General features: G+C 60.1%; 16 protein-coding genes, 1 tRNA gene and 1 pseudogene. 16 read left to right on the top strand and 2 right to left on the bottom strand.

Going from position 1 to position 20,819, the window contains the following annotated elements:
• The 11 genes from AC1RT2_RS31960 to rpoC form a co-directional block, all read left to right on the top strand.
• Nucleotides 1–77, top strand: a 77-nt coding sequence (locus AC1RT2_RS31960; protein ID WP_130520932.1) for an EF-Tu C-terminal domain-related protein, incomplete at its 5' end; no start/stop codon positions are given.
• 415 nt (nucleotides 78–492) lie between these two features.
• Nucleotides 493–1,149 (top strand): hypothetical protein, encoded by a 657-nt coding sequence (locus tag AC1RT2_RS31955; RefSeq protein ID WP_493108473.1) that lies wholly within the window; start codon nucleotides 493–495, stop codon nucleotides 1,147–1,149.
• 136 nt (nucleotides 1,150–1,285) lie between these two features.
• Nucleotides 1,286–1,361 (top strand) — tRNA-Trp (locus AC1RT2_RS31950).
• A 195-nt stretch (nucleotides 1,362–1,556) separates the two neighbouring features.
• Nucleotides 1,557–1,757: a preprotein translocase subunit SecE gene (secE, locus tag AC1RT2_RS31945; RefSeq protein WP_069059049.1), complete on the top strand. Its 201-nt coding sequence runs from the start codon at nucleotides 1,557–1,559 to the stop codon at nucleotides 1,755–1,757.
• Nucleotides 1,758–1,773: 16 nt separating this feature from the next.
• Complete coding sequence (gene nusG, locus AC1RT2_RS31940; RefSeq protein WP_069059048.1) at nucleotides 1,774–2,304, top strand: transcription termination/antitermination protein NusG; 531 nt, start codon at nucleotides 1,774–1,776, stop codon at nucleotides 2,302–2,304.
• A 201-nt stretch (nucleotides 2,305–2,505) separates the two neighbouring features.
• Complete coding sequence (gene rplK / locus AC1RT2_RS31935) at nucleotides 2,506–2,937, top strand: 50S ribosomal protein L11 (protein WP_069059047.1); 432 nt, start codon at nucleotides 2,506–2,508, stop codon at nucleotides 2,935–2,937.
• 2 nt (nucleotides 2,938–2,939) lie between these two features.
• Entirely contained in the window at nucleotides 2,940–3,632 is a 693-nt protein-coding gene (rplA, locus tag AC1RT2_RS31930; protein ID WP_069059046.1) for a 50S ribosomal protein L1, read from the top strand.
• A 350-nt stretch (nucleotides 3,633–3,982) separates the two neighbouring features.
• Entirely contained in the window at nucleotides 3,983–4,501 is a 519-nt protein-coding gene (rplJ, locus tag AC1RT2_RS31925; protein ID WP_069059045.1) for a 50S ribosomal protein L10, read from the top strand.
• Nucleotides 4,502–4,561: 60 nt separating this feature from the next.
• The gene (gene rplL, locus AC1RT2_RS31920) at nucleotides 4,562–4,936 is read left to right on the top strand and encodes a 50S ribosomal protein L7/L12 (protein ID WP_069059044.1); all 375 of its coding nucleotides are present in this window, start codon (nucleotides 4,562–4,564) and stop codon (nucleotides 4,934–4,936) included.
• Nucleotides 4,937–5,189: 253 nt separating this feature from the next.
• The gene (gene rpoB / locus AC1RT2_RS31915; RefSeq protein ID WP_069059043.1) at nucleotides 5,190–9,329 is read left to right on the top strand and encodes a DNA-directed RNA polymerase subunit beta; all 4,140 of its coding nucleotides are present in this window, start codon (nucleotides 5,190–5,192) and stop codon (nucleotides 9,327–9,329) included.
• 156 nt (nucleotides 9,330–9,485) lie between these two features.
• The gene (gene rpoC, locus AC1RT2_RS31910; protein WP_069059042.1) at nucleotides 9,486–13,697 is read left to right on the top strand and encodes a DNA-directed RNA polymerase subunit beta'; all 4,212 of its coding nucleotides are present in this window, start codon (nucleotides 9,486–9,488) and stop codon (nucleotides 13,695–13,697) included.
• A gap of 218 nt (nucleotides 13,698–13,915) precedes the next feature.
• On the opposite strand, the gene AC1RT2_RS31905 is transcribed toward rpoC, so the two are convergent.
• On the bottom strand, nucleotides 13,916–15,028 hold the full coding sequence (locus AC1RT2_RS31905) for a helix-turn-helix transcriptional regulator (RefSeq protein WP_493108472.1): 1,113 nt from the start codon (nucleotides 15,026–15,028) through the stop codon (nucleotides 13,916–13,918).
• A gap of 294 nt (nucleotides 15,029–15,322) precedes the next feature.
• Here AC1RT2_RS31905 and AC1RT2_RS31900 point away from each other — a divergent pair, with 294 nt between their 5' ends.
• Nucleotides 15,323–16,633: a calcium-binding protein gene (locus AC1RT2_RS31900; RefSeq protein ID WP_493108471.1), complete on the top strand. Its 1,311-nt coding sequence runs from the start codon at nucleotides 15,323–15,325 to the stop codon at nucleotides 16,631–16,633.
• Between the two features lie 158 nt (nucleotides 16,634–16,791).
• Here AC1RT2_RS31900 and AC1RT2_RS31895 read toward each other — a convergent pair whose 3' ends face one another.
• Complete coding sequence (locus tag AC1RT2_RS31895; RefSeq protein ID WP_069059039.1) at nucleotides 16,792–17,088, bottom strand: transcriptional regulator; 297 nt, start codon at nucleotides 17,086–17,088, stop codon at nucleotides 16,792–16,794.
• A 556-nt stretch (nucleotides 17,089–17,644) separates the two neighbouring features.
• Between AC1RT2_RS31895 and rpsL the strand changes: the two genes are divergently transcribed.
• The 4 genes and pseudogenes from rpsL to AC1RT2_RS31875 form a co-directional block, all read left to right on the top strand.
• Entirely contained in the window at nucleotides 17,645–18,016 is a 372-nt protein-coding gene (gene rpsL, locus AC1RT2_RS31890) for a 30S ribosomal protein S12 (RefSeq protein ID WP_022719193.1), read from the top strand.
• 58 nt (nucleotides 18,017–18,074) lie between these two features.
• Complete coding sequence (rpsG, locus tag AC1RT2_RS31885) at nucleotides 18,075–18,545, top strand: 30S ribosomal protein S7 (protein WP_069059038.1); 471 nt, start codon at nucleotides 18,075–18,077, stop codon at nucleotides 18,543–18,545.
• A gap of 31 nt (nucleotides 18,546–18,576) precedes the next feature.
• Nucleotides 18,577–20,676, top strand: coding sequence for an elongation factor G (fusA, locus tag AC1RT2_RS31880; protein ID WP_069059037.1), 2,100 nt, complete (start codon nucleotides 18,577–18,579; stop codon nucleotides 20,674–20,676).
• 66 nt (nucleotides 20,677–20,742) lie between these two features.
• Nucleotides 20,743–20,819, top strand: a pseudogene (locus tag AC1RT2_RS31875) (GTP-binding protein); the annotation flags it as partial.

Raw genomic sequence — 20,819 nt, 5'->3', positions numbered from 1 at the left:
AAGAAAAGCTGCGCTTCGCAATCCGTGAAGGCGGCCGCACCGTCGGCGCCGGCATCGTCGCTTCGATCGTCGAGTAATAATCGCCGACGAGGCCGTAAGCTTGCCGACGGCATTCAAAGATGTGCAAATGGCGCGCAAGCGCGATTTGCACGCGGCGCCGGCATCGTCGCTTCGATCGTCGAGTAATTCGGGTCTCTGACCTGATCATGAGCCCCGCGGGAAACCGCGGGGCTCTTTTTTGTTTTCGCGGTTCTTTGAAAACGTTCACTTGTTTAGCGGCTGGCGATAACTCGCCAGTTTTGGGGATAGAGCCGGGGAACGTCCGGCGGTAGGTTTGGGGCGTCGCTTCGAGCGACATGGCACGTGGTAGAAACCATGGGCCCGGCGCCTGCGGATCGCGGTTGATCCGGTGTTTTGCGAAGGCGCCCTTGCGTGTGGCGGGCACGAGTGTGCCGCGCGCATCACGGTAACCTGCAGACAGGCCGTATCTACATGGACGCTTTTGCACGTGCGGCGCGCGCAGCGCTCGCCCTTTCGACGATTCTCGCTTTTCTGCCGGCTGACCCTGCCGAGGCGAGCGATTCTCTTCTCATCTGGTCTCCGGCGAAGCTTTCAAGCAATGCCTATCGCCTGCGCATGGGCGCGAAGACTGCGACGGGCGCGCCCGTGAGTGCCGGGGTGGATGTTTCCGTCACCACGTCCTCGACCGGCCGCATTCGGGATACGCGGGACAATACGCGCCTTTGGGCGGAAATGCGCGGGCAGGGGGGATCAGGGGCGGAGCGAAACGTGTCCGCCGGCTACAACCCGTTGACCGGCCGGGTTTCGGCGACGGCGGGCCTGTCGCGGCGCTGGATAGCGTCGCCGTCCTTCGACGTCGTCGTCACGCCGTCCGTTACGGCGGAGGCCAATGTGCGGCATGGTGATCGCGGCGCCCTTCGCATGGTGCAGAAGGCGCAGCTCCAGGCGCTGCGCACGGGGACGTCGTTCGTCGCTTCCGGCGCCGCCACAAGCGGGGAGGGGCGCGTTGGAGCGGAATTCGGCATCGAGCAGCGTGTCTTCGATTGTCTCGATCTCGCCGCCTCGGTACGTCGGGAGGACGCATCCCTGATCGGCGGTATCAAGGCGCGGCTTCGCTTCGATTGGTAATCGGGGGACGGGCAGGGTAAACTGCTGCAAAGCTGTGAAAAAATCTCGCCTTCGGGCTTGCCAAGTCGTTCCGTGCGCCGTAAAGACGCCATGCCTTGCCGGCAACGGGCGGTTCGCCATGGGGCGGCAGGCATCTAGGGGTATAGCTCAGTTGGTAGAGCGGCGGTCTCCAAAACCGCAGGTCGTCGGTTCAAGCCCGGCTGCCCCTGCCACTCCAAAGCCGAACAGCGCGGACGACTTGCAGCGGCGGCGGGAGATGGCGCGACGGCGTTCGACCGTCTAAATTCGCGAAAAGCCCGGGCTGCCTCTTGTGAAAAAGAGAATCGGGCTTTATGTAGGGCAAAACAGACACGCGGTGCGTGGGGCTGATAGTTCAGCTTTACGTGCCGTAATGGCGTGGACATTCAATGGCATCGAAAACAAATCCGATTGCGTTTCTGCAGCAGGTACGCTCCGAGACGGCGAAAGTGACTTGGCCGTCGCGGCGCGAGACGATGATCTCGACCATCATGGTTTTCGTCATGGTCTTCCTTGCGGCAGTGTTCTTCTTTGCTGCTGACCAGTTGTTGGGATGGCTGATCGGCCTCATCCTCAGCGCAAGCGTCTGATTGGTTGGAGATGAGCATGGCTTCCCGTTGGTACATCGTCCACGCCTATTCGAATTTCGAAAAGAAGGTCGCTGAGGACATCGAGAACAAGGCGCGTCAGAAGGGCCTTGATCACCTGTTCGAAAAGATCCTCGTGCCGACCGAAAAGGTTGTCGAGGTGCGCCGTGGTCGCAAGGTTGATGCCGAACGCAAGTTCTTCCCCGGCTACGTGCTGGTGCGGGCGAACCTGACGGACGAGGTGTTCCACCTCATCAAGAATACGCCGAAGGTCACGGGTTTCCTCGGTTCCGACAACAAGCCGGTTCCGATTCCTGATTCCGAGGCTGAGCGCATCCTGTCGCAGGTCCAGGACGGCGTCGACCGCCCGAAGCCCTCGATCTCCTTCGAGATCGGCGAGCAGGTTCGCGTTTCCGACGGTCCGTTTGCGTCGTTCAACGGCACCGTGCAGGACGTCGACGAGGAGCGTTCGCGCCTCAAGGTTGAAGTGTCGATCTTCGGTCGCGCAACCCCGGTCGAGCTGGAATACGCCCAGGTCGAAAAAATCTGATTTCGGTAGCGCCTCCGGGCGCTGCCTGTTCGAAATCCACGCCTCTCCGGAGGGGTGGTGGCGGAGGTTTCCGCCAATCGCGTGGGAGGGTCGGCGACCAGTAAGCCGGGCGCCACATCCGCACCACGCAACCGCAGCCGCCGGTCTTCGGATCGGCATCATGGGCCGGGAAACCGGCCGCATTCTGAAAGGCAGAGAAAAATGGCTAAGAAAGTTGCAGGCCAGCTCAAGCTTCAGGTCAAGGCAGGATCGGCTAACCCGTCCCCGCCGATTGGTCCTGCGCTTGGTCAGCGTGGCGTAAACATCATGGAATTCTGCAAGTCGTTCAACGCGGCTACGCAGGAAATGGAAAAGGGTATGCCGATTCCGGTCGTCATCACCTATTACCAGGACAAGTCCTTCACTTTTGTGATGAAGCAGCCGCCGGTGACCTACTTCCTCAAGAAGGAAGCCAAGATCACGTCCGGTTCGAAGACCCCGGGCAAGGGCGCGACGGTCGGCAAGCTCACCAAGGCTCAGATCAAGTCGATCGCCGAAGCCAAGATGAAGGATCTCAACGCCGCCGATATCGAAGGCGCGATGGCAATGGTCGAGGGCTCTGCCCGCGCCATGGGCCTGGAAGTGGTAGGTTAATCATGGCCAAGATTGCAAAGCGTCTCCAGAAGATCCGCGAAGGCATCGACCCGACCAAGCTCGTTGCCCTGTCGGACGCCATCGCTCTCGTAAAAGAGCGTGCGGTTGCCAAGTTCGACGAAACCGTCGAAGTCGCCATGAACCTCGGCGTTGACCCGCGTCACGCAGACCAGATGGTCCGCGGCGTCGTCAACCTGCCGAACGGCACCGGCCGTGACGTTCGCGTCGCCGTCTTCGCACGTGGCGCCAAGGCTGATGAAGCCAAGGCTGCCGGTGCAGACATCGTCGGCGCCGAAGACCTCGTCGAAATCGTCCAGGGCGGCAAGATCGACTTCGATCGCTGCATCGCGACCCCGGACATGATGCCGCTCGTCGGTCGTCTCGGTAAGGTTCTCGGCCCGCGCGGCATGATGCCGAACCCGAAGGTCGGCACCGTTACCATGGACGTTGCAGGCGCCGTCAAGGCATCCAAGGGTGGTGCTGTCGAGTTCCGCGTCGAGAAGGCTGGTATCATCCACGCCGGCATCGGCAAGGCATCCTTCGACGCCAAGGCTCTGGAAGAAAATATCAAGGCATTTGCCGACGCCGTCATCAAGGCGAAGCCGGCTGGCGCCAAGGGCAACTACGTCAAGCGCGTAGCCATCTCTTCGACGATGGGCCCGGGCGTTAAGATCGATCCGGCAACCGTTGCCTGATTTTTCCGGTCCGGCTGACGCTGGACCGCAACAGAATTCCCGGCCTTGTCTGGCCGGGAATTTCCGGGGCTAAAACCCCGGAACTCCTGTCCGAGATTGCAGGTGGTTATCCCTTAATCACTTCAGCCTGCATGAGACGGGGTGAGACCTGGATTTCTTCAGCGTCGGATGGCGCCGAAATTCGGTTCGAACCTACCTTACCTTGTGTCGCGGCCCATTCGGGTCGAGCGCGGGGGGACAGGATCCTCGAGCGTCGCTCGGGATCCCTTTTAAAGAGGATCCCTGGCGGCAAAGGTAAACCCGGCAGGTCCCGTGAGAAGTCACGGTCCTGTCAACTGGAGATAGGCACAGTGGAAAGAGCGGAAAAACGCGAATTCGTCACGGAGCTGAACGAAGTCTTCAAGGCTTCCGGTTCGGTTGTCGTGGCCCGCTACGCCGGTATCACCGTCGCACAGATGAACGATCTTCGTACGAAGATGCGTGCAGCGGGCGGTACCGTCAAGGTCGCGAAGAACCGCCTGGCCAAAATTGCCCTTCAGGGTACGGAGTCGGAAGGGATGTCTGATCTCTTCCAGGGTCAGACGCTCATTGCTTACGCAAATGATCCGATGATTGCTCCTAAGGTAGCCATGGATTTCGCCAAGACCAACGACAAGCTCGTTGTTCTCGGTGGTGCCATGGGTGCGACCACACTCGACGCAGAAGCAGTCAAGTCGCTTGCGACCCTGCCTTCGCTCGACGAGCTTCGCGGAAAGCTCCTGGGTCTGCTTGCAGCCCCGGCTACGCGCGTCGCTACGGTCGTTGCAGCACCGGCAAGCCAGCTTGCTCGCGTGTTCGCAGCCTATGCCAAGAAGGACGAAGCCGCTTGAGGCGGTTTTTCGCTGTAATCAAACAATACCAGTTCGAACCGAATATAAGGAACTATCACAATGGCTGATCTCGCAAAGATCGTTGAAGACCTCTCCGCTCTGACCGTTCTGGAAGCTGCTGAGCTTTCCAAGCTGCTCGAAGAGAAGTGGGGCGTTTCGGCTGCTGCTCCCGTAGCAGTCGCTGCTGCTGGCGGCGCTGCTGCTGCAGTTGTTGAAGAAGAAAAGACCGAGTTCGACGTTATCCTGGCTGACGCCGGCGCTAACAAGATCAACGTCATCAAGGAAGTCCGCGCTATCACGGGCCTCGGCCTCAAGGAAGCCAAGGACCTCGTTGAAGCCGCTCCGAAGGCTGTCAAGGAAGCTGTTTCCAAGGCAGAAGCCGCTGACCTCAAGAAGAAGCTTGAGGACGCCGGCGCCAAGGTCGACGTTAAGTAATATCGGAATGCGATGGGAGAGGGTTTCGACCCTCTCCCATTGATGATTCCTCTGAACTGATTACCCAAAAGCCGCGAAAACCGGCTTTTGGGTAATGGGTTCTTCAAGAGGATGGTCTTCTACCGAGCAATTGGGCAATCCGGCCCGTGGTTCGGCGGCAAGACGAGTTTGAACCAACCCATGATAGACGGGATCGACTGGCCAGCGAACCCCGTCCGTTGCAGGCCCGGATGCTTAATTTGAAGGAGCGACGATGGCTCAGACCCTTTCGTTTAACGGTCGTAGGCGCGTACGCAAGTTTTTTGGTAAAATCCCTGAAGTCGCAGTCATGCCGAACCTCATCGAGGTTCAGAAGGCGTCCTACGACCAGTTTCTGATGGTAGAAGAGCCCGCCGGCGGTCGTCCGGATGAGGGCCTTCAGTCCGTTTTCAAGTCGGTCTTCCCGATCACCGATTTCTCCGGCGCTTCCATGCTCGAGTTCGTCTCCTACGAATTCGAACAGCCGAAGTTCGACGTCGAGGAATGCCGCCAGCGTGACCTGACCTACGCAGCCCCCCTCAAGGTGACGCTGCGCCTCATCGTGTTCGATATCGACGAGGATACCGGCGCGAAGTCGATCAAGGACATCAAGGAACAGAACGTCTACATGGGCGACATGCCGCTCATGACGGACAATGGTACCTTCATCGTCAACGGTACCGAGCGCGTCATCGTTTCCCAGATGCACCGTTCGCCGGGCGTGTTCTTCGATCACGACAAGGGCAAGAGCCACTCGTCGGGCAAGCTGCTGTTTGCAGCCCGCGTCATCCCGTATCGCGGTTCCTGGCTCGACATCGAGTTCGACGCCAAGGACATCGTGCATGCGCGTATCGACCGCCGCCGCAAGATCCCCGTCACGTCGCTGCTCATGGCACTCGGCATGGACGGCGAAGAGATCCTGTCGACCTTTTACACGAAGTCGTTCTACCAGCGCGACGGCAAGGGCTGGCGCGTTCCCTTCAATCCGGAAGCGCTGAAGGGCCAGAAGGCCGTCGCCGACATGGTGGATGCCGATAGCGGCGAAGTCGTCGTGGAAATCGGCAAGAAGCTGACGCCGCGCCTGCTCAAGCAGCTGTCCGAAAAGGGCCTCAAGGCCCTCAAGGCGACCGACGAAGACCTCTACGGCAACTATCTCGCCGAAGACGTCGTCAACTATTCGACGGGCGAAATCTATCTCGAAGCCGGCGACGAAATCGACGAGAAGACCCTTCCGGTCATCATGTCGGCTGGCTTCGAAGAAATCCCGGTTCTCGACATCGACCATATCAATGTCGGCGCCTACATCCGCTCGACGCTGGCCGTCGACAAGAACGAGAACCGTCAGGACGCTCTGTTCGACATCTACCGCGTCATGCGTCCGGGTGAACCGCCGACCATGGATTCGGCCGAAGCCATGTTCAACACGCTGTTCTTCGATGCGGAGCGTTACGATCTCTCCGCCGTTGGCCGCGTGAAGATGAACATGCGCCTCGACCTCGACGTAGCCGATACGGTCCGCACGCTGCGCAAGGAAGATATCCTTGCCGTCGTGAAGATGCTGGTCGAGCTGCGCGACGGCAAGGGCGAAATCGACGACATCGACAACCTCGGCAACCGCCGTGTTCGTTCGGTCGGCGAATTGATGGAGAACCAGTACCGTCTCGGCCTGCTCCGCATGGAGCGTGCGATCAAGGAACGTATGTCCTCGATCGAAATCGACACGGTGATGCCGCAGGACCTGATCAACGCGAAGCCGGCTGCTGCCGCGGTTCGCGAGTTCTTCGGTTCCTCGCAGCTCTCCCAGTTCATGGACCAAGTGAACCCGCTTTCGGAAATCACCCACAAGCGCCGTCTTTCGGCTCTTGGCCCGGGTGGTCTGACCCGCGAGCGCGCAGGCTTCGAAGTCCGCGACGTTCACCCGACCCACTACGGCCGTATCTGCCCGATCGAAACGCCGGAAGGCCCGAACATCGGTCTGATCAACTCGCTCGCGACCTTTGCCCGCGTTAACAAGTACGGCTTCATCGAAAGCCCGTACCGCAAGATCGTGGACGGCAAGGTGACGACGGACGTGGTCTACCTCTCCGCCATGGAAGAGGCCAAGTACCACGTTGCCCAGGCCAACTCGGTGCTCGGCGCTGACGGCTCCTTCTCGGAAGAGTTCGTCGTCTGCCGTCACTCGGGCGAAGTCATGCTGGCGCCGCGCGACCAGATCAACCTGATGGACGTTTCGCCGAAGCAGCTCGTTTCGGTTGCGGCCGCGCTCATCCCGTTCCTTGAGAACGACGACGCGAACCGCGCGCTCATGGGTTCGAACATGCAGCGTCAGGCCGTACCGCTCCTGCGTGCCGAAGCCCCGTTCGTCGGTACCGGCATGGAACCGATCGTTGCCCGTGACTCGGGCGCTGCGATCGCGGCCCGTCGCGGCGGTGTCGTCGACCAGGTCGACGCGACCCGTATCGTTATCCGCGCCACCGAAGACCTCGATCCGTCGAAGTCGGGCGTCGATATCTACCGCCTGCAGAAGTTCCAGCGTTCCAACCAGAACACCTGCGTCAACCAGCGTCCGCTGGTCACCGTCGGTGACATTCTGAACAAGGGCGACATCATCGCGGACGGTCCGTCGACCGACCTCGGCGACCTGGCACTCGGCCGCAACGCGCTCGTCGCGTTCATGCCGTGGAACGGCTACAACTACGAAGACTCGATCCTGATGTCCGAGCGCATCGTCTCCGACGACGTGTTCACCTCGATCCACATCGAGGAATTCGAAGTCATGGCCCGTGACACCAAGCTCGGTCCGGAAGAAATCACGCGCGACATTCCGAACGTTTCGGAAGAGGCGCTGAAGAACCTCGACGAAGCCGGTATCGTTTACATCGGTGCAGAGGTTCAGCCGGGCGACATCCTGGTCGGCAAGATCACCCCGAAGGGCGAAAGCCCGATGACGCCGGAAGAAAAGCTTCTGCGTGCCATCTTCGGTGAAAAGGCGTCCGACGTTCGCGACACCTCCATGCGCATGCCGCCCGGTACCTTCGGTACGGTCGTCGAAGTCCGCGTCTTCAACCGCCATGGCGTGGAGAAGGACGAACGTGCGATGGCGATCGAGCGTGAAGAGATCGAGCGTCTGGCAAAGGACCGTGACGACGAGCAGGCGATCCTCGACCGTAACGTCTACGGTCGTCTGGTCGACATGCTGCGTGGCCACGTTGCCGTTGCCGGCCCGAAGGCCTTCAAGAAGGGCACCGAGCTTTCGAACGCCATCATCTCCGAATATCCCCGCTCGCAGTGGTGGATGTTCGCAGTCGAGGACGAGAAGGTTCAGGGCGAGATCGAAGCGCTCCGCGGCCAGTACGACGAATCCAAGTCGCGCCTTGAACAGCGCTTCATGGACAAGGTCGAAAAGGTCCAGCGCGGCGACGAAATGCCCCCGGGCGTCATGAAGATGGTCAAGGTCTTCGTCGCTGTGAAGCGCAAGATCCAGCCGGGCGACAAGATGGCCGGCCGTCACGGCAACAAGGGCGTCGTCTCGCGTATCCTGCCGATCGAGGACATGCCGTTCCTCGAAGACGGTACGCATGTCGACATCTGCTTGAACCCGCTGGGCGTGCCGTCGCGCATGAACGTCGGTCAGATCCTCGAAACGCACCTCGCCTGGGCTTGCGCCGGTATGGGCAAGAAGATCGGTGATCTGCTTGACGAGTATCGCAAGACCATGGACATCACCGACCTGAAGCGCGAGCTGACGGAAGTCTACGAGAGCGAAGCCAAGGACGAAGTCGCGCACTTTAACGACGACGCCCTGATCAAGCTGGCCGAGCAGTCCCGCAAGGGCGTCTCCATCGCAACGCCGGTGTTCGACGGTGCGCATGAACCTGACGTCGCCAGCATGCTGGAGCGTGCGGGCCTCAATTCCTCGGGCCAGTCGGTTCTCTACGACGGTCGTACGGGTGAGGCTTTCGACCGCAAGGTGACTGTCGGCTACATGTACATGATCAAGCTGAACCACCTCGTGGACGACAAGATCCACGCCCGTTCGATTGGTCCGTACTCGCTCGTGACCCAGCAGCCGCTGGGTGGCAAGGCGCAGTTCGGTGGCCAGCGCTTCGGGGAAATGGAGGTCTGGGCGCTCGAAGCCTACGGCGCCGCCTACACGCTGCAGGAAATGCTGACCGTGAAGTCGGACGACGTGGCGGGCCGCACCAAGGTGTACGAGGCGATCGTACGTGGCGACGACACGTTCGAGGCGGGCATTCCGGAGAGCTTCAACGTTCTCGTCAAGGAAATGCGCTCGCTCGGTCTGTCGGTCGAACTCGAGAACTCGAAGCTCGACGCCGCCAATGAAGCTGGCCAGCTTCCGGACGCCGCGGAGTAATCCTGATCGGGTGCGCGCCGAACGCGGCGCGCACCGTTTCCGCCTCCGCCCTGCCGGGCAGGGGCGGCTCATCCGTTTCAAGCAGCCTTGCGGCACCCGGGTATCGCCGCAATTGGTTGCTAAGCAGAGGGCCACTGGCCCACGAAGGAGATAGGCATGAACCAAGAGGTCATGAACCTTTTCAATCCGCAGGTGCCTGCGCAGACGTTCGATTCCATCCGGATCTCGATCGCTTCTCCGGAAAAGATTCTTTCCTGGTCTTATGGTGAGATCAAGAAGCCGGAAACGATCAACTACCGTACGTTCAAGCCGGAACGCGACGGTCTGTTCTGCGCGCGTATTTTCGGGCCGATCAAGGACTACGAGTGCCTGTGCGGCAAGTACAAGCGCATGAAGTACAAGGGCATCATCTGCGAAAAGTGCGGCGTCGAAGTCACGCTGTCGCGCGTTCGCCGTGAGCGTATGGGCCATATCGAGCTCGCCGCTCCCGTCGCCCACATCTGGTTCCTGAAGTCGCTTCCCTCGCGCATTTCGACGCTGCTCGACATGACGCTGAAGGATGTCGAACGCGTTCTCTATTTCGAGAACTACATCGTGACCGAGCCGGGCCTTACCGCGCTCAAGGAAAACCAGCTTCTTTCCGAAGAAGAATACATGATCGCCGTCGATGAATATGGTGAAGACCAGTTCACGGCGATGATCGGCGCCGAGGCCATCTTCGAGATGCTCGCCTCGATGAACCTCGAGCGGATCGCTGGCGACCTGCGTTCGGACCTGGCGGAAACCACGTCGGAGCTGAAGCAGAAGAAGCTGATGAAGCGCCTGAAGATCGTCGAGAACTTCATGGAATCCGGCAACCGTCCGGAATGGATGATCATGAAGGTCGTTCCGGTGATCCCGCCGGACCTGCGTCCGCTGGTTCCGCTCGACGGCGGCCGCTTCGCGACGTCGGACCTCAACGATCTGTACCGCCGCGTCATCAACCGTAACAACCGTCTGAAGCGCCTGATCGAACTGCGCGCACCGGGCATCATCATCCGTAACGAGAAGCGCATGCTTCAGGAATCGGTTGACGCCCTGTTCGACAACGGTCGCCGCGGCCGCGTCATCACGGGTGCCAACAAGCGCCCGCTGAAGTCGCTGTCCGACATGCTCAAGGGCAAGCAGGGCCGCTTCCGCCAGAACCTGCTCGGCAAGCGCGTCGACTATTCCGGCCGTTCGGTTATCGTGACCGGTCCGGAACTGAAGCTGCACCAGTGCGGCCTGCCGAAGAAGATGGCGCTCGAGCTGTTCAAGCCGTTCATCTATGCCCGCCTCGACGCGAAGGGTTTCTCCTCGACCGTCAAGCAGGCCAAGAAGCTCGTTGAAAAGGAAAAGCCGGAAGTCTGGGATATCCTCGACGAGGTCATCCGCGAACATCCGGTTCTCCTGAACCGCGCACCGACGCTGCACCGCCTGGGCATCCAGGCCTTCGAACCGATCCTGGTCGAAGGCAAGGCCATCCAGCTGCATCCGCTCGTCTGCACGGCCTTCAACGCCGACTTCGACGGTGACCAGATGGCTGTTCACGTTCCGCTCTCGCTGGAAGCCCAGCTGGAAGCGCGCGTGCTAATGATGTCGACGAACAACATTCTGCACCCGGCGAACGGCGCACCGATCATCGTTCCGTCGCAGGACATGGTTCTCGGCCTCTACTATCTGTCGATCCTGAACCAGAACGAGCCGGGCGAAGGCATGGCCTTCTCCGACATGGGCGAACTGCACCATGCGCTCGAAAACAAGGTCGTCACGCTGCACGCGAAGATCCGCGGCCGCTTCAAGTCGGTCGATGGTGAAGGCAAGCCCTACACCAAGATCTTCGAAACGACGCCTGGCCGCATGATCATCGGCGAACTGCTGCCGAAGAACGGCAACATTCCGTTCGACATCTGCAACCAGGAAATGACCAAGAAGAACATCTCCAAGATGATCGACACGGTCTACCGTCACTGCGGCCAGAAGGACACGGTCATCTTCTGTGACCGCATCATGCAGCTCGGCTTCAGCCACGCCTGCCGCGCCGGCATTTCGTTCGGCAAGGACGACATGGTCATTCCGGACACCAAGGCCAAGATCGTCGGTGACACCGAAAGCCTGGTGAAGGAATACGAACAGCAGTACAACGACGGCCTGATCACCCAGGGCGAGAAGTACAACAAGGTCGTTGACGCTTGGGGCAAGGCTACCGAAAAGGTGGCCGAGGACATGATGGCCCGCATTAAGGCCGTCGAGTTCGATCCCGAGACCGGTCGTCAGAAGCCGATGAACGCGATCTACATGATGTCGCACTCCGGCGCGCGTGGCTCTCCGAGCCAGATGCGTCAGCTGGGCGGCATGCGCGGCCTCATGGCCAAGCCGTCGGGCGAGATCATCGAAACGCCGATCATCTCGAACTTCAAGGAAGGCCTGACCGTGAACGAGTACTTCAACTCGACGCACGGTGCCCGTAAGGGTCTCGCAGACACCGCCTTGAAGACCGCGAACTCCGGTTACCTGACCCGCCGTCTCGTCGACGTCGCGCAGGATTGCATCGTCACGCATGTCGACTGCGGCACCGACAAGGGCCTCACGATGACGGCGATCGTCGACGCCGGTCAGGTCGTGGCTTCGATCGGTACACGCGTTCTCGGCCGTACCGCGCTGGACGACATCGATCATCCGGTCACGGGTGAGCGTATCGTCGATGCGGGCCGAATGATCCTCGAGGCCGACGTGGTCCTGATCGAGAAGGCTGGTATCCAGTCGATCCGTATCCGTTCGGCGCTGACCTGCGAAATTCAGACCGGCGTCTGCGGCGTCTGCTATGGTCGCGACCTTGCACGCGGCACGCCCGTCAACATGGGCGAAGCCGTTGGCGTCATCGCGGCACAGTCGATCGGCGAGCCGGGCACCCAGCTTACCATGCGTACCTTCCACTTGGGCGGCACGGCGACCGTGGTCGACCAGTCGTTCCTGGAAGCGTCGTATGAAGGCACGGTGCAGATCAAGAACCGCAACATGCTGCGCAACTCCGACGGCAACCTCGTGGCGATGGGCCGTAACATGGCGGTCACGATCCTCGACGAGCGCGGCGTGGAACGGTCCTCGCAGCGTGTTGCCTACGGTTCCAAGATCTTCGTGGACGACGGCGACAAGGTGAAGCGCGGCCAGCGTCTCGCCGAGTGGGACCCCTACACCCGTCCGATGATGACGGAAGTCGAGGGTACCGTTCACTTCGAAGACGTCGTCGACGGTATCTCGGTTCTGGAATCGACGGACGAATCCACCGGCATCACCAAGCGTTCGGTCATCGACTGGCGCTCGACGCCGCGCGGTACGGACCTGAAGCCGGCCATCATCATCAAGGACAAGAATGGCGCTGTCGCCAAGCTGTCCCGCGGTGGCGAAGCTCGCTTCATGCTCTCGGTCGACGCGATCCTTTCGGTCGAGCCGGGTCAGAAGGTCTCCCAGGGTGACGTTCTTGCCCGCTCGCCGCTGGAAAGCGCCAAGACCAAGGACATCACCGGTGGTCTGCCGCGCGTTGCCGAACTGTTCGAAGCCCGTCGTCCGAAGGACCACGCCGTCATCGCTGAGATCGACGGTACCGTCCGCTTCGGCCGCGACTACAAGAACAAGCGTCGCGTGATGATCGAGCCGGCGGAAGATGGTGTCGAGCCGGTCGAGTACCTGATCCCGAAGGGCAAGCCCTTCCATCTTCAGGACGGCGACTACATCGAAAAGGGTGACTACATCCTCGACGGCAATCCTGCGCCGCACGACATTTTGGCGATCAAGGGCGTGGAAGCACTCGCTTCCTACCTCGTGAACGAAATCCAGGAAGTCTATCGTCTGCAGGGCGTTGTGATCAACGACAAGCACATCGAGGTGATCGTTCGCCAGATGCTGCAGAAGGTCGAGATCACCGATGCTGGCGACTCGACGTACATCGTCGGCGACAACATCGACCGTATCGAGCTGGAAGACGTCAACGATGGCCTGATCGAAGAAGGCAAGAAGCCGGCTTACGGCGATCCGGTCCTCCTCGGCATCACCAAGGCGTCGCTGCAGACCCCGTCGTTCATCTCGGCCGCATCCTTCCAGGAGACCACCAAGGTTCTCACGGAAGCTGCGATCGCCGGCAAGACCGACGGCCTGCAGGGCCTCAAGGAAAACGTCATCGTCGGCCGCCTCATCCCGGCCGGTACCGGTGGCACGATGACCCAGATCCGCCGCATCGCGACGGCCCGCGACGAGATGATCCTCGACGAGCGCCGCAAGTCGACGGGCGCTGGCGTTGCAACCCCGATGCTGGCGGATCTCGCCGGCGGCGAGGGCGCAGCTGCCGAGTAAGCGGGTTAAGGGCAGGGGCCTTGAAAGCCCCGCCTGTCAACGCACACGAAAACGCCCGGAGCAATCCGGGCGTTTTTGCGTTTCAGATATGGTCCGCCAGGTTTTCGCGCCCTAATGCTGAGGCGTCGCAGTACACGCCTGTTTGCCGGAACCGTCATCCGCCAGAACATGCTTGCCGGAAGGCAACAGGCCCTTGAGGTGAGCTCCCTGAGCGGTCGTCACCCGTTTGAGGGATCTTGTGGTGGCGGTGGCAACGAATATCTCGCCACGACCGACAAGCGGCGAACGAGATCGCTTTGTCCGGAGCTGCCGGTCTTGGCGTAGATGGCTTTGGCCACGCTGCGCGCGGTTTCATAGGAAATGCCAAGCCGTCTGGCGACTTCCGGCAAGGCCATGCCGCTCTGTATCTCGATGGCGATGCGCGCTTCGCTGCGGGTCAGGTCGTAAAGCCCTTTCAGGATGCGGAGATCGTTCGACTGCGCTGCCGCCGGCTGGGCAATCAGAACGATCGCCGTACCCCGCGGCGAAAAGTCGAGCGCGTTTCCGCACAGCGGTATGACATGCACGATGCAGGCCTGCTCGTCTTCTGTCGCCGGCAGCGGGATCGATTTGATGTGGTCACTGGCGATTTTCGCCAGTGCGTCATAGAGCAATCGATTGGCGCTTTCATCGTGAAGGAAAATCCGGTCGCGCGCGCGGATCGAGACGCGGCGAAGCGCCGTCGTGAAGAGTGGATTTGCCGACAATACACAGCCGTTGTCCTGCACGATGGCAGCGGGCGCACCGATTGCGCTCAGGCCGGCCGTCAGAAGATCGGCTTTCTGCTGGTCCAGCTCCGTTGCCAGCACAAGGCTTCTGGCGATATGCGGCCGCAGATTATCGAGGATACGGATCGCCTCGTCGCTGATGTTGCCTTTGGTGAGATGCTGTTCGAAGCAGACACTGATATTGATGTCTTCCGGGCCGTTTATCAGGGTCGCCGTTGCGCATCCCAGGCCGCGCGGTGCAAGAAACTCGCGGTAGATCGGGATGGTACGCCGCTCTTCCGAGGTGAAGAGATCGGTATCGCGTACGAAGGAAAACTGGCCCTCGCGGTTGGCCTTCTCCAGCCGGATGTTTTTTGCCGCCCAGCCTTCGGCTATAAATTCGTCCATCACGTCCAGAAAATTGGCCGTTCCCATCCATCTGCGTTCACCGCCGGTCTCCCAGGTGAGTGCGCCGCCCCAGAAATCGAAGTAACGGCCTATTGTCGCGATAACCTCCGGCCAGCGGTCCTTGAATATTGCTGCTTCGTAGATCTTGCCAATCAGCTCGGACTGTATTGCTTCCATAAACGTTCCAGCATTGCTTCACCGGGGTATTCGGCTCCCACCTATTCGGCATCGTGGAGCATTTCGCACAAAAAACAAACGCCTATTCGGACGCCTGATGTCCCGTGCGTGATGTTTTCGTTGCGAAAATGCGGCCGGACGCTGTCTTTCCGTATGGCCGGCCGCCATGGCGGAGGTTCAGGACGATGATCCCCACGTATATTCTTGACGAGCTACCCTCCAATTGGGGGGAGCGTTTATTTGCCGTGGTGATATGCCGATCAAGAAGTCCCGTTTTGGAGCAGGGGGAACACCATGGCTACCTACACTTTGAACATGCCTTACGGGCAGTTTCCCGGGCAGTACCTGCCCAACCACTGGGCCACGGATTACAATCCGGCTCTGGGTGAGCTGTTGGACTACGGCAAATATATAAAGAGCACATCGACGACCGCCATCTATCGCATGGACAACGGCGTCGATCTCGTCATCACGGGCACCAATCTCAAATATGTTTCGAAGGGTGGCGCGATTAACGGCGGCCTGATCACGTCGCTCAAGCTCGTGGATAGCGCGGGCGGCGGTACCATTCAAACCCTCACCGGTCTGAAATGGGCGGGCAGTGATTTCTACAAGACGGTTAATCAGGGTGACTCCTGGTACACCGCGAGCATCGTGCTGAAAGGCGCCGATGTTCTGCAGGGAAGCGCTGGCAGCGATGAGCTTTGGGGTTTTGGCGGCAACGACAAGCTGATCGGCGGCGCCGGCGGTGACAATCTCGCCGGCGGACGAGGCGCCGATACCTATGACGGCGGCACGAGTACTGGAAGCATCGACCAGCCCACCTTCGATGACGCCTATAATGACCCGGTCGGCGCCAAGGGTGTCGTCGTCGACATGGCCAAGGGGACCGCGACCGACCCGTGGGGCTTTGCGGAAACGTTCAAGAACATCGAACGCATCAAGGGAACGCAGTTCGGCGACAAGATATCCGGTTCGGCTGGGACGGATGAGTTCCGTCCGCTTGGCGGCAATGACGTCGTTGATGGCCGAGGCGGGATCGATACGATCCGGTATGACCGCGACTATCAACACGGCGGCAACAAGGGCGTCACGGTCGATCTCGCGTCGGGCAAGGCGGTCGATGGCTACGGGGGAAGGGACACGCTTGCCAACATCGAGAACGCTGTTGGCACGGATGGCGCTGACAGCATCAAGGGAAGCACCGTTGCCAATGAACTGACTGGCAGAGGCGGCAACGACAAGCTGTACGGGGGGCTTGGAAAGGATCTTCTAAAGGGAGGCGAAGGCAGGGATGTGTTCGTCTTCGACACCAAGCCCAGCGCCGCCAACATCGACACGATCGCCGATTTCAACGCCAAGGATGACACGATCTGGCTCGATGACGACGTGTTCACCAAGGCCGGAAAGGTTGGCGACCTGGCACCCGCAGCATTCCATGTCGGCGCCAAGGCGCACGATGCCAGCGATCGCATCATCTACGACAAGGTAAGCGGAAAGCTATTCTACGATGCGGACGGGGATGGCAGTGTCGCTGCGATTCAGATCGCGCTTCTCGGCAAGGGACTGACATTGACGGCGTCGGATTTCGACATCATCGCATAGGCCGTCGATCTGGCATGCGCCCGGCATGGAGCCGAGCCTGCCATCGGATCGAGGACGGTTCGGCAGGAGAGGCTTTATCCATCAGCGCATCGGCGCAGGCATTGCCCTAATCAATGCCTGCGCCTCATTCCTTCATGCAAAGCGGATGATCGCGACCTTCATGCAAAGCGGATGATCGCGACTTCGCCTTCCAGCGCGCCCTTGTAGGCGGAGGCGTGCGGTTCCTCTTCGGGAACATCCGTCAGTGTGCCGATCTGGTCGAGGTCGGCTTCGAGAAAACCCTCTTCCGAAAGCGCGTTCAGCGCCTCGCGCACGGCGCTGTCGTCGTCCGGCGCGCGCAGCATGACGTGGATGTCGATGCCGTCCTCGCCTTCGCGCTCATAGGCCTTGCCGATAATGATGAAGATCATCGGGTCGTCGAGCGTGTTGTTGTCGTTGTCGGCACTGGATGCCATGGCATGTTCCTCTCGGGATGAATGATGTTCGTTGTATAAAGCGTAGGGCAGCCGGACCCAAACGCAAAATCGAGGCCGTTACCAAAAGGTGAGTCGCGGGAATCGGTGGATGTGTTTTCGCCTGCCCGACTCTTCCGGTTGATTCTATCTTCAGGCTTTATTAATGTTCTCAGGCGAGACCCGTTCGCTTCAAAAGCGACGCGAACAGGGTAGGGCGGGATGCCGAAAGCCCTGCTTTCCGGGCAGAGCAGCCATTCCTGCGCCGGATTCTTTCGCGCCGCCCCTTGACCTTTTGCCCTTAAGTCAGTAGACCGCACGCCATCAGAGCCTATGTGAGGCTGGCTGTTTCGGAACGACTCGTTCTGGAGTTCGCCTCAAACAGGGTTCGACACACGTTGAGAACATGAATGCTGCACGCATGACGCGATAATTTCGCGTCCTCTGCTCATCGAGGTCATCCACAAAAGGTGGATCGGCCTTGTTTTGCGCATGAACAGGCGTGTGGCCATGTATCCGCCCGAAAGGGCACTGAGACACTATTGCAAGGGATGGGTCTATGCCTACCGTAAACCAGTTGATCCGCAAGCCGCGCCAGGCGTCGGTAAAGCGCAACAAGGTTCCTGCTCTGCAGGAAAACCCCCAGAAGCGTGGCGTTTGCACCCGCGTTTATACGACGACCCCGAAGAAGCCGAACTCGGCTCTGCGTAAGGTCGCCAAGATCCGCCTGACCAATGGCTTCGAAGTCATTGGCTACATTCCGGGCGAAGGTCACAACCTGCAGGAACACTCTGTCGTCATGATCCGTGGCGGCCGCGTAAAGGACTTGCCGGGTGTGCGTTACCACATCATCCGCGGCGTTCTCGACACCCAGGGCGTCAAGAACCGCAAGCAGCGCCGTTCCAAGTACGGTGCGAAGCGTCCGAAGTAATATAGTAACCGGCGCCATTTCGCTGGTCAGTCCATTCTAAGTTTGAGAGACAAAAAGTATGTCCCGTCGCCACAGAGCAGAAAAGCGCGAGATCAATCCGGACCCGAAGTTCGGCGATCTCGTAGTCACCAAGTTCATGAATGCCATCATGCTGGACGGCAAGAAGTCCGTCGCCGAAACGATCGTTTACGGCGCCTTCGATGTTGTCCAGGGTAAGGCCAAGCAGGATCCGGTGACGGTTTTCCATTCGGCTCTCGACAACGTTGCGCCGCACGTCGAAGTGCGCTCGCGTCGTGTCGGTGGTGCGACCTACCAGGTTCCGGTCGACGTTCGTCCGGAACGCCGTCAGGCTCTCGCAATCCGTTGGCTGATCGCGGCTGCCCGCAAGCGTAACGAAACGACCATGGTCGAGCGCCTCTCCGGCGAACTCATGGACGCAGCGAACAATCGCGGCAGCGCCGTCAAGAAGCGCGAAGACACGCACAAGATGGCTGACGCCAACCGTGCCTTCTCGCACTACCGCTGGTAACCGAAACTAGACGTCTCGAAAGGAGTCCCAGATGGCTCGCGAATATAAAATCGAAGACTACCGAAATTTCGGTATCATGGCGCACATCGACGCCGGCAAGACGACGACGACCGAGCGTATCCTTTACTACACCGGCAAGTCCCACAAGATCGGCGAAGTCCATGACGGCGCCGCGACGATGGACTGGATGGAGCAGGAGCAGGAACGCGGCATCACCATCACGTCCGCTGCTACCACGACCTACTGGAAGGGCCGTGACGGCAAGACCCGCCGCTTTAACATCATCGACACCCCCGGCCACGTTGACTTCACGATCGAAGTCGAGCGTTCGCTGCGCGTTCTCGACGGTGCGATTGCCCTTCTCGATGCCAACGCCGGTGTAGAGCCGCAGACGGAAACCGTCTGGCGTCAGGCTGAGAAGTACAATGTTCCGCGCATGATCTTCTGCAACAAGATGGACAAGACCGGCGCGGACTTCTACCGCTCGGTTTCCATGATCAAGTCGCGTCTCGGTGCGACCGCCGTCGTCATGCAGCTGCCGATCGGCGCTGAAAGCGACTTCAAGGGCGTTGTCGATCTGATCGAAATGAACGCTCTCGTCTGGCGTGATGAATCGCTCGGCGCCCAGTGGGACGTCGTCGAAATCCCGGAAGACATGAAGGAAAAGGCCGCGGAATACCGCGAGAAGCTCATCGAGACCGTCGTCGAAATCGACGAAGCCGCGATGGAAGCCTACCTCGAAGGTAACTATCCGGACAACGACCAGATCCGTGCGCTCGTTCGCCGCGGCACCATCGACGTGAAGTTCCACCCGATGTTCTGCGGTACCGCGTTCAAGAACAAGGGCGTTCAGCCGCTGCTCGACGCCGTCGTCGATTACCTGCCGTCGCCGGCAGACATCCCGGCCATCAAGGGCATCGACGTCAAGACCGAGCAGGATATCGAGCGTCACGCCGATGATGCCGAGCCGCTTTCCATGCTCGCCTTCAAGATCATGAACGACCCCTTCGTCGGTTCGCTCACCTTCGCCCGTATCTATTCCGGCAAGCTCGAGAAGGGCACGTCGGTCATGAACACGGTCAAGGAAAAGCGCGAACGCGTCGGCCGTATGCTTCAGATGCATTCCAACTCGCGTGAAGACATCGAAGAAGCCTTCGCTGGCGACATCGTTGCTCTGGCCGGTCTCAAGGACACGACCACGGGCGACACGCTCTGCGATCCGCTGAAGCCGGTCATCCTCGAGCGCATGGAATTCCCGGAGCCGGTCATCCAGATCGCGATCGAGCCGAAGACGAAGAACGACCAGGAAAAGATGGGCCTCGCCCTAAACCGCCTGGCCGCTGAAGATCCGTCCTTCCGCGTCAAGACCGACGAAGAATCCGGCCAGACGATCATCGCAGGCATGGGCGAACTTCACCTGGACATCATCGTCGACCGTATGCGTCGCGAGTTCAAGGTCGAAGCCAACGTCGGCGCCCCGCAGGTCGCCTACCGCGAAACGATCACCCGCAAGACCGAAAAAGACTACACGCACAAGAAGCAGACCGGTGGTACCGGCCAGTTCGCTCGCGTGAAGCTCGTATTCGAACCGAACCCGGAAGGCGAAGATTTCCTCTTCGAATCCAAGGTTGTCGGTGGTTCTGTTCCGAAGGAATACATTCCGGGCGTTCAGAAGGGTATCGAAAGCGTTCTGTCCTCGGGTCCGCTCGCAGGCTTCCCGATGCTCGGCGTCAAGGCGACGCTCATCGACGGCGCCTACCACGATGTCGACTCCTCGGTCCTCGCCTTCGAAATCGCATCGCGTGCATGCTTCCGTGAAGCTTCCCGCGAAGCCGGCGCACAGCTGCTCGAGCCGATGATGAAGGTCGAAGTCGTAACGCCGGAAGACTATGTCGGCGACGTTATCGGCGACCTGAACTCCCGTCGTGGTCAGATCCAGGGCCAGGAGAGCCGCGGCGTTGCCGTCGTCATCTCCGCCAACGTGCCGCTGGCGAACATGTTCAAGTACGTGGACAACCTGCGCTCCATGTCGCAGGGCCGCGCCCAGTACACGATGACCTTCGATCACTATGCGCCGGTTCCGTCGAACGTCGCGCAGGAAATCCAGGCAAAGTATTCCGGTCAGAAGTGACCGGGGTACGCCCCTAAACAGTTTGTATGAATTCCCCTCTGCGGGATAAAGAACGGAGAGCCGGAAATGGCAAAGAGCAAGTTCGAGCGCAACAAGCCTCACGTAAACATCGGCACGATCGGCCACGTTGACCATGGCAAGAC

The organism is Shinella sp. GW821-FHT11G07, from assembly GCF_058808115.1.
Note: the sequence above shows the minus strand (reverse complement) of the source record. Positions and strands in the feature narration are given on the sequence as shown.

Bases quoted from the DNA above. Each gene is read 5' to 3' on its own strand.
- AC1RT2_RS31955 (WP_493108473.1), top strand. From the start codon at position 493: ATGGACGCTTTTGCACGTGCGGCGCGCGCAGCGCTCGCCCTTTCGACG.
- secE (WP_069059049.1), top strand. From the start codon at position 1,557: ATGGCATCGAAAACAAATCCGATTGCGTTTCTGCAGCAGGTACGCTCC.
- nusG (WP_069059048.1), top strand. From the start codon at position 1,774: ATGGCTTCCCGTTGGTACATCGTCCACGCCTATTCGAATTTCGAAAAG.
- rplK (WP_069059047.1), top strand. From the start codon at position 2,506: ATGGCTAAGAAAGTTGCAGGCCAGCTCAAGCTTCAGGTCAAGGCAGGA.
- rplA (WP_069059046.1), top strand. From the start codon at position 2,940: ATGGCCAAGATTGCAAAGCGTCTCCAGAAGATCCGCGAAGGCATCGAC.
- rplL (WP_069059044.1), top strand. From the start codon at position 4,562: ATGGCTGATCTCGCAAAGATCGTTGAAGACCTCTCCGCTCTGACCGTT.
- rpoB (WP_069059043.1), top strand. From the start codon at position 5,190: ATGGCTCAGACCCTTTCGTTTAACGGTCGTAGGCGCGTACGCAAGTTT.
- rpoC (WP_069059042.1), top strand. From the start codon at position 9,486: ATGAACCAAGAGGTCATGAACCTTTTCAATCCGCAGGTGCCTGCGCAG.
- AC1RT2_RS31905 (WP_493108472.1), bottom strand. From the start codon at position 15,028: ATGGAAGCAATACAGTCCGAGCTGATTGGCAAGATCTACGAAGCAGCA.
- AC1RT2_RS31900 (WP_493108471.1), top strand. From the start codon at position 15,323: ATGGCTACCTACACTTTGAACATGCCTTACGGGCAGTTTCCCGGGCAG.
- AC1RT2_RS31895 (WP_069059039.1), bottom strand. From the start codon at position 17,088: ATGGCATCCAGTGCCGACAACGACAACAACACGCTCGACGACCCGATG.
- rpsL (WP_022719193.1), top strand. From the start codon at position 17,645: ATGCCTACCGTAAACCAGTTGATCCGCAAGCCGCGCCAGGCGTCGGTA.
- rpsG (WP_069059038.1), top strand. From the start codon at position 18,075: ATGTCCCGTCGCCACAGAGCAGAAAAGCGCGAGATCAATCCGGACCCG.
- fusA (WP_069059037.1), top strand. From the start codon at position 18,577: ATGGCTCGCGAATATAAAATCGAAGACTACCGAAATTTCGGTATCATG.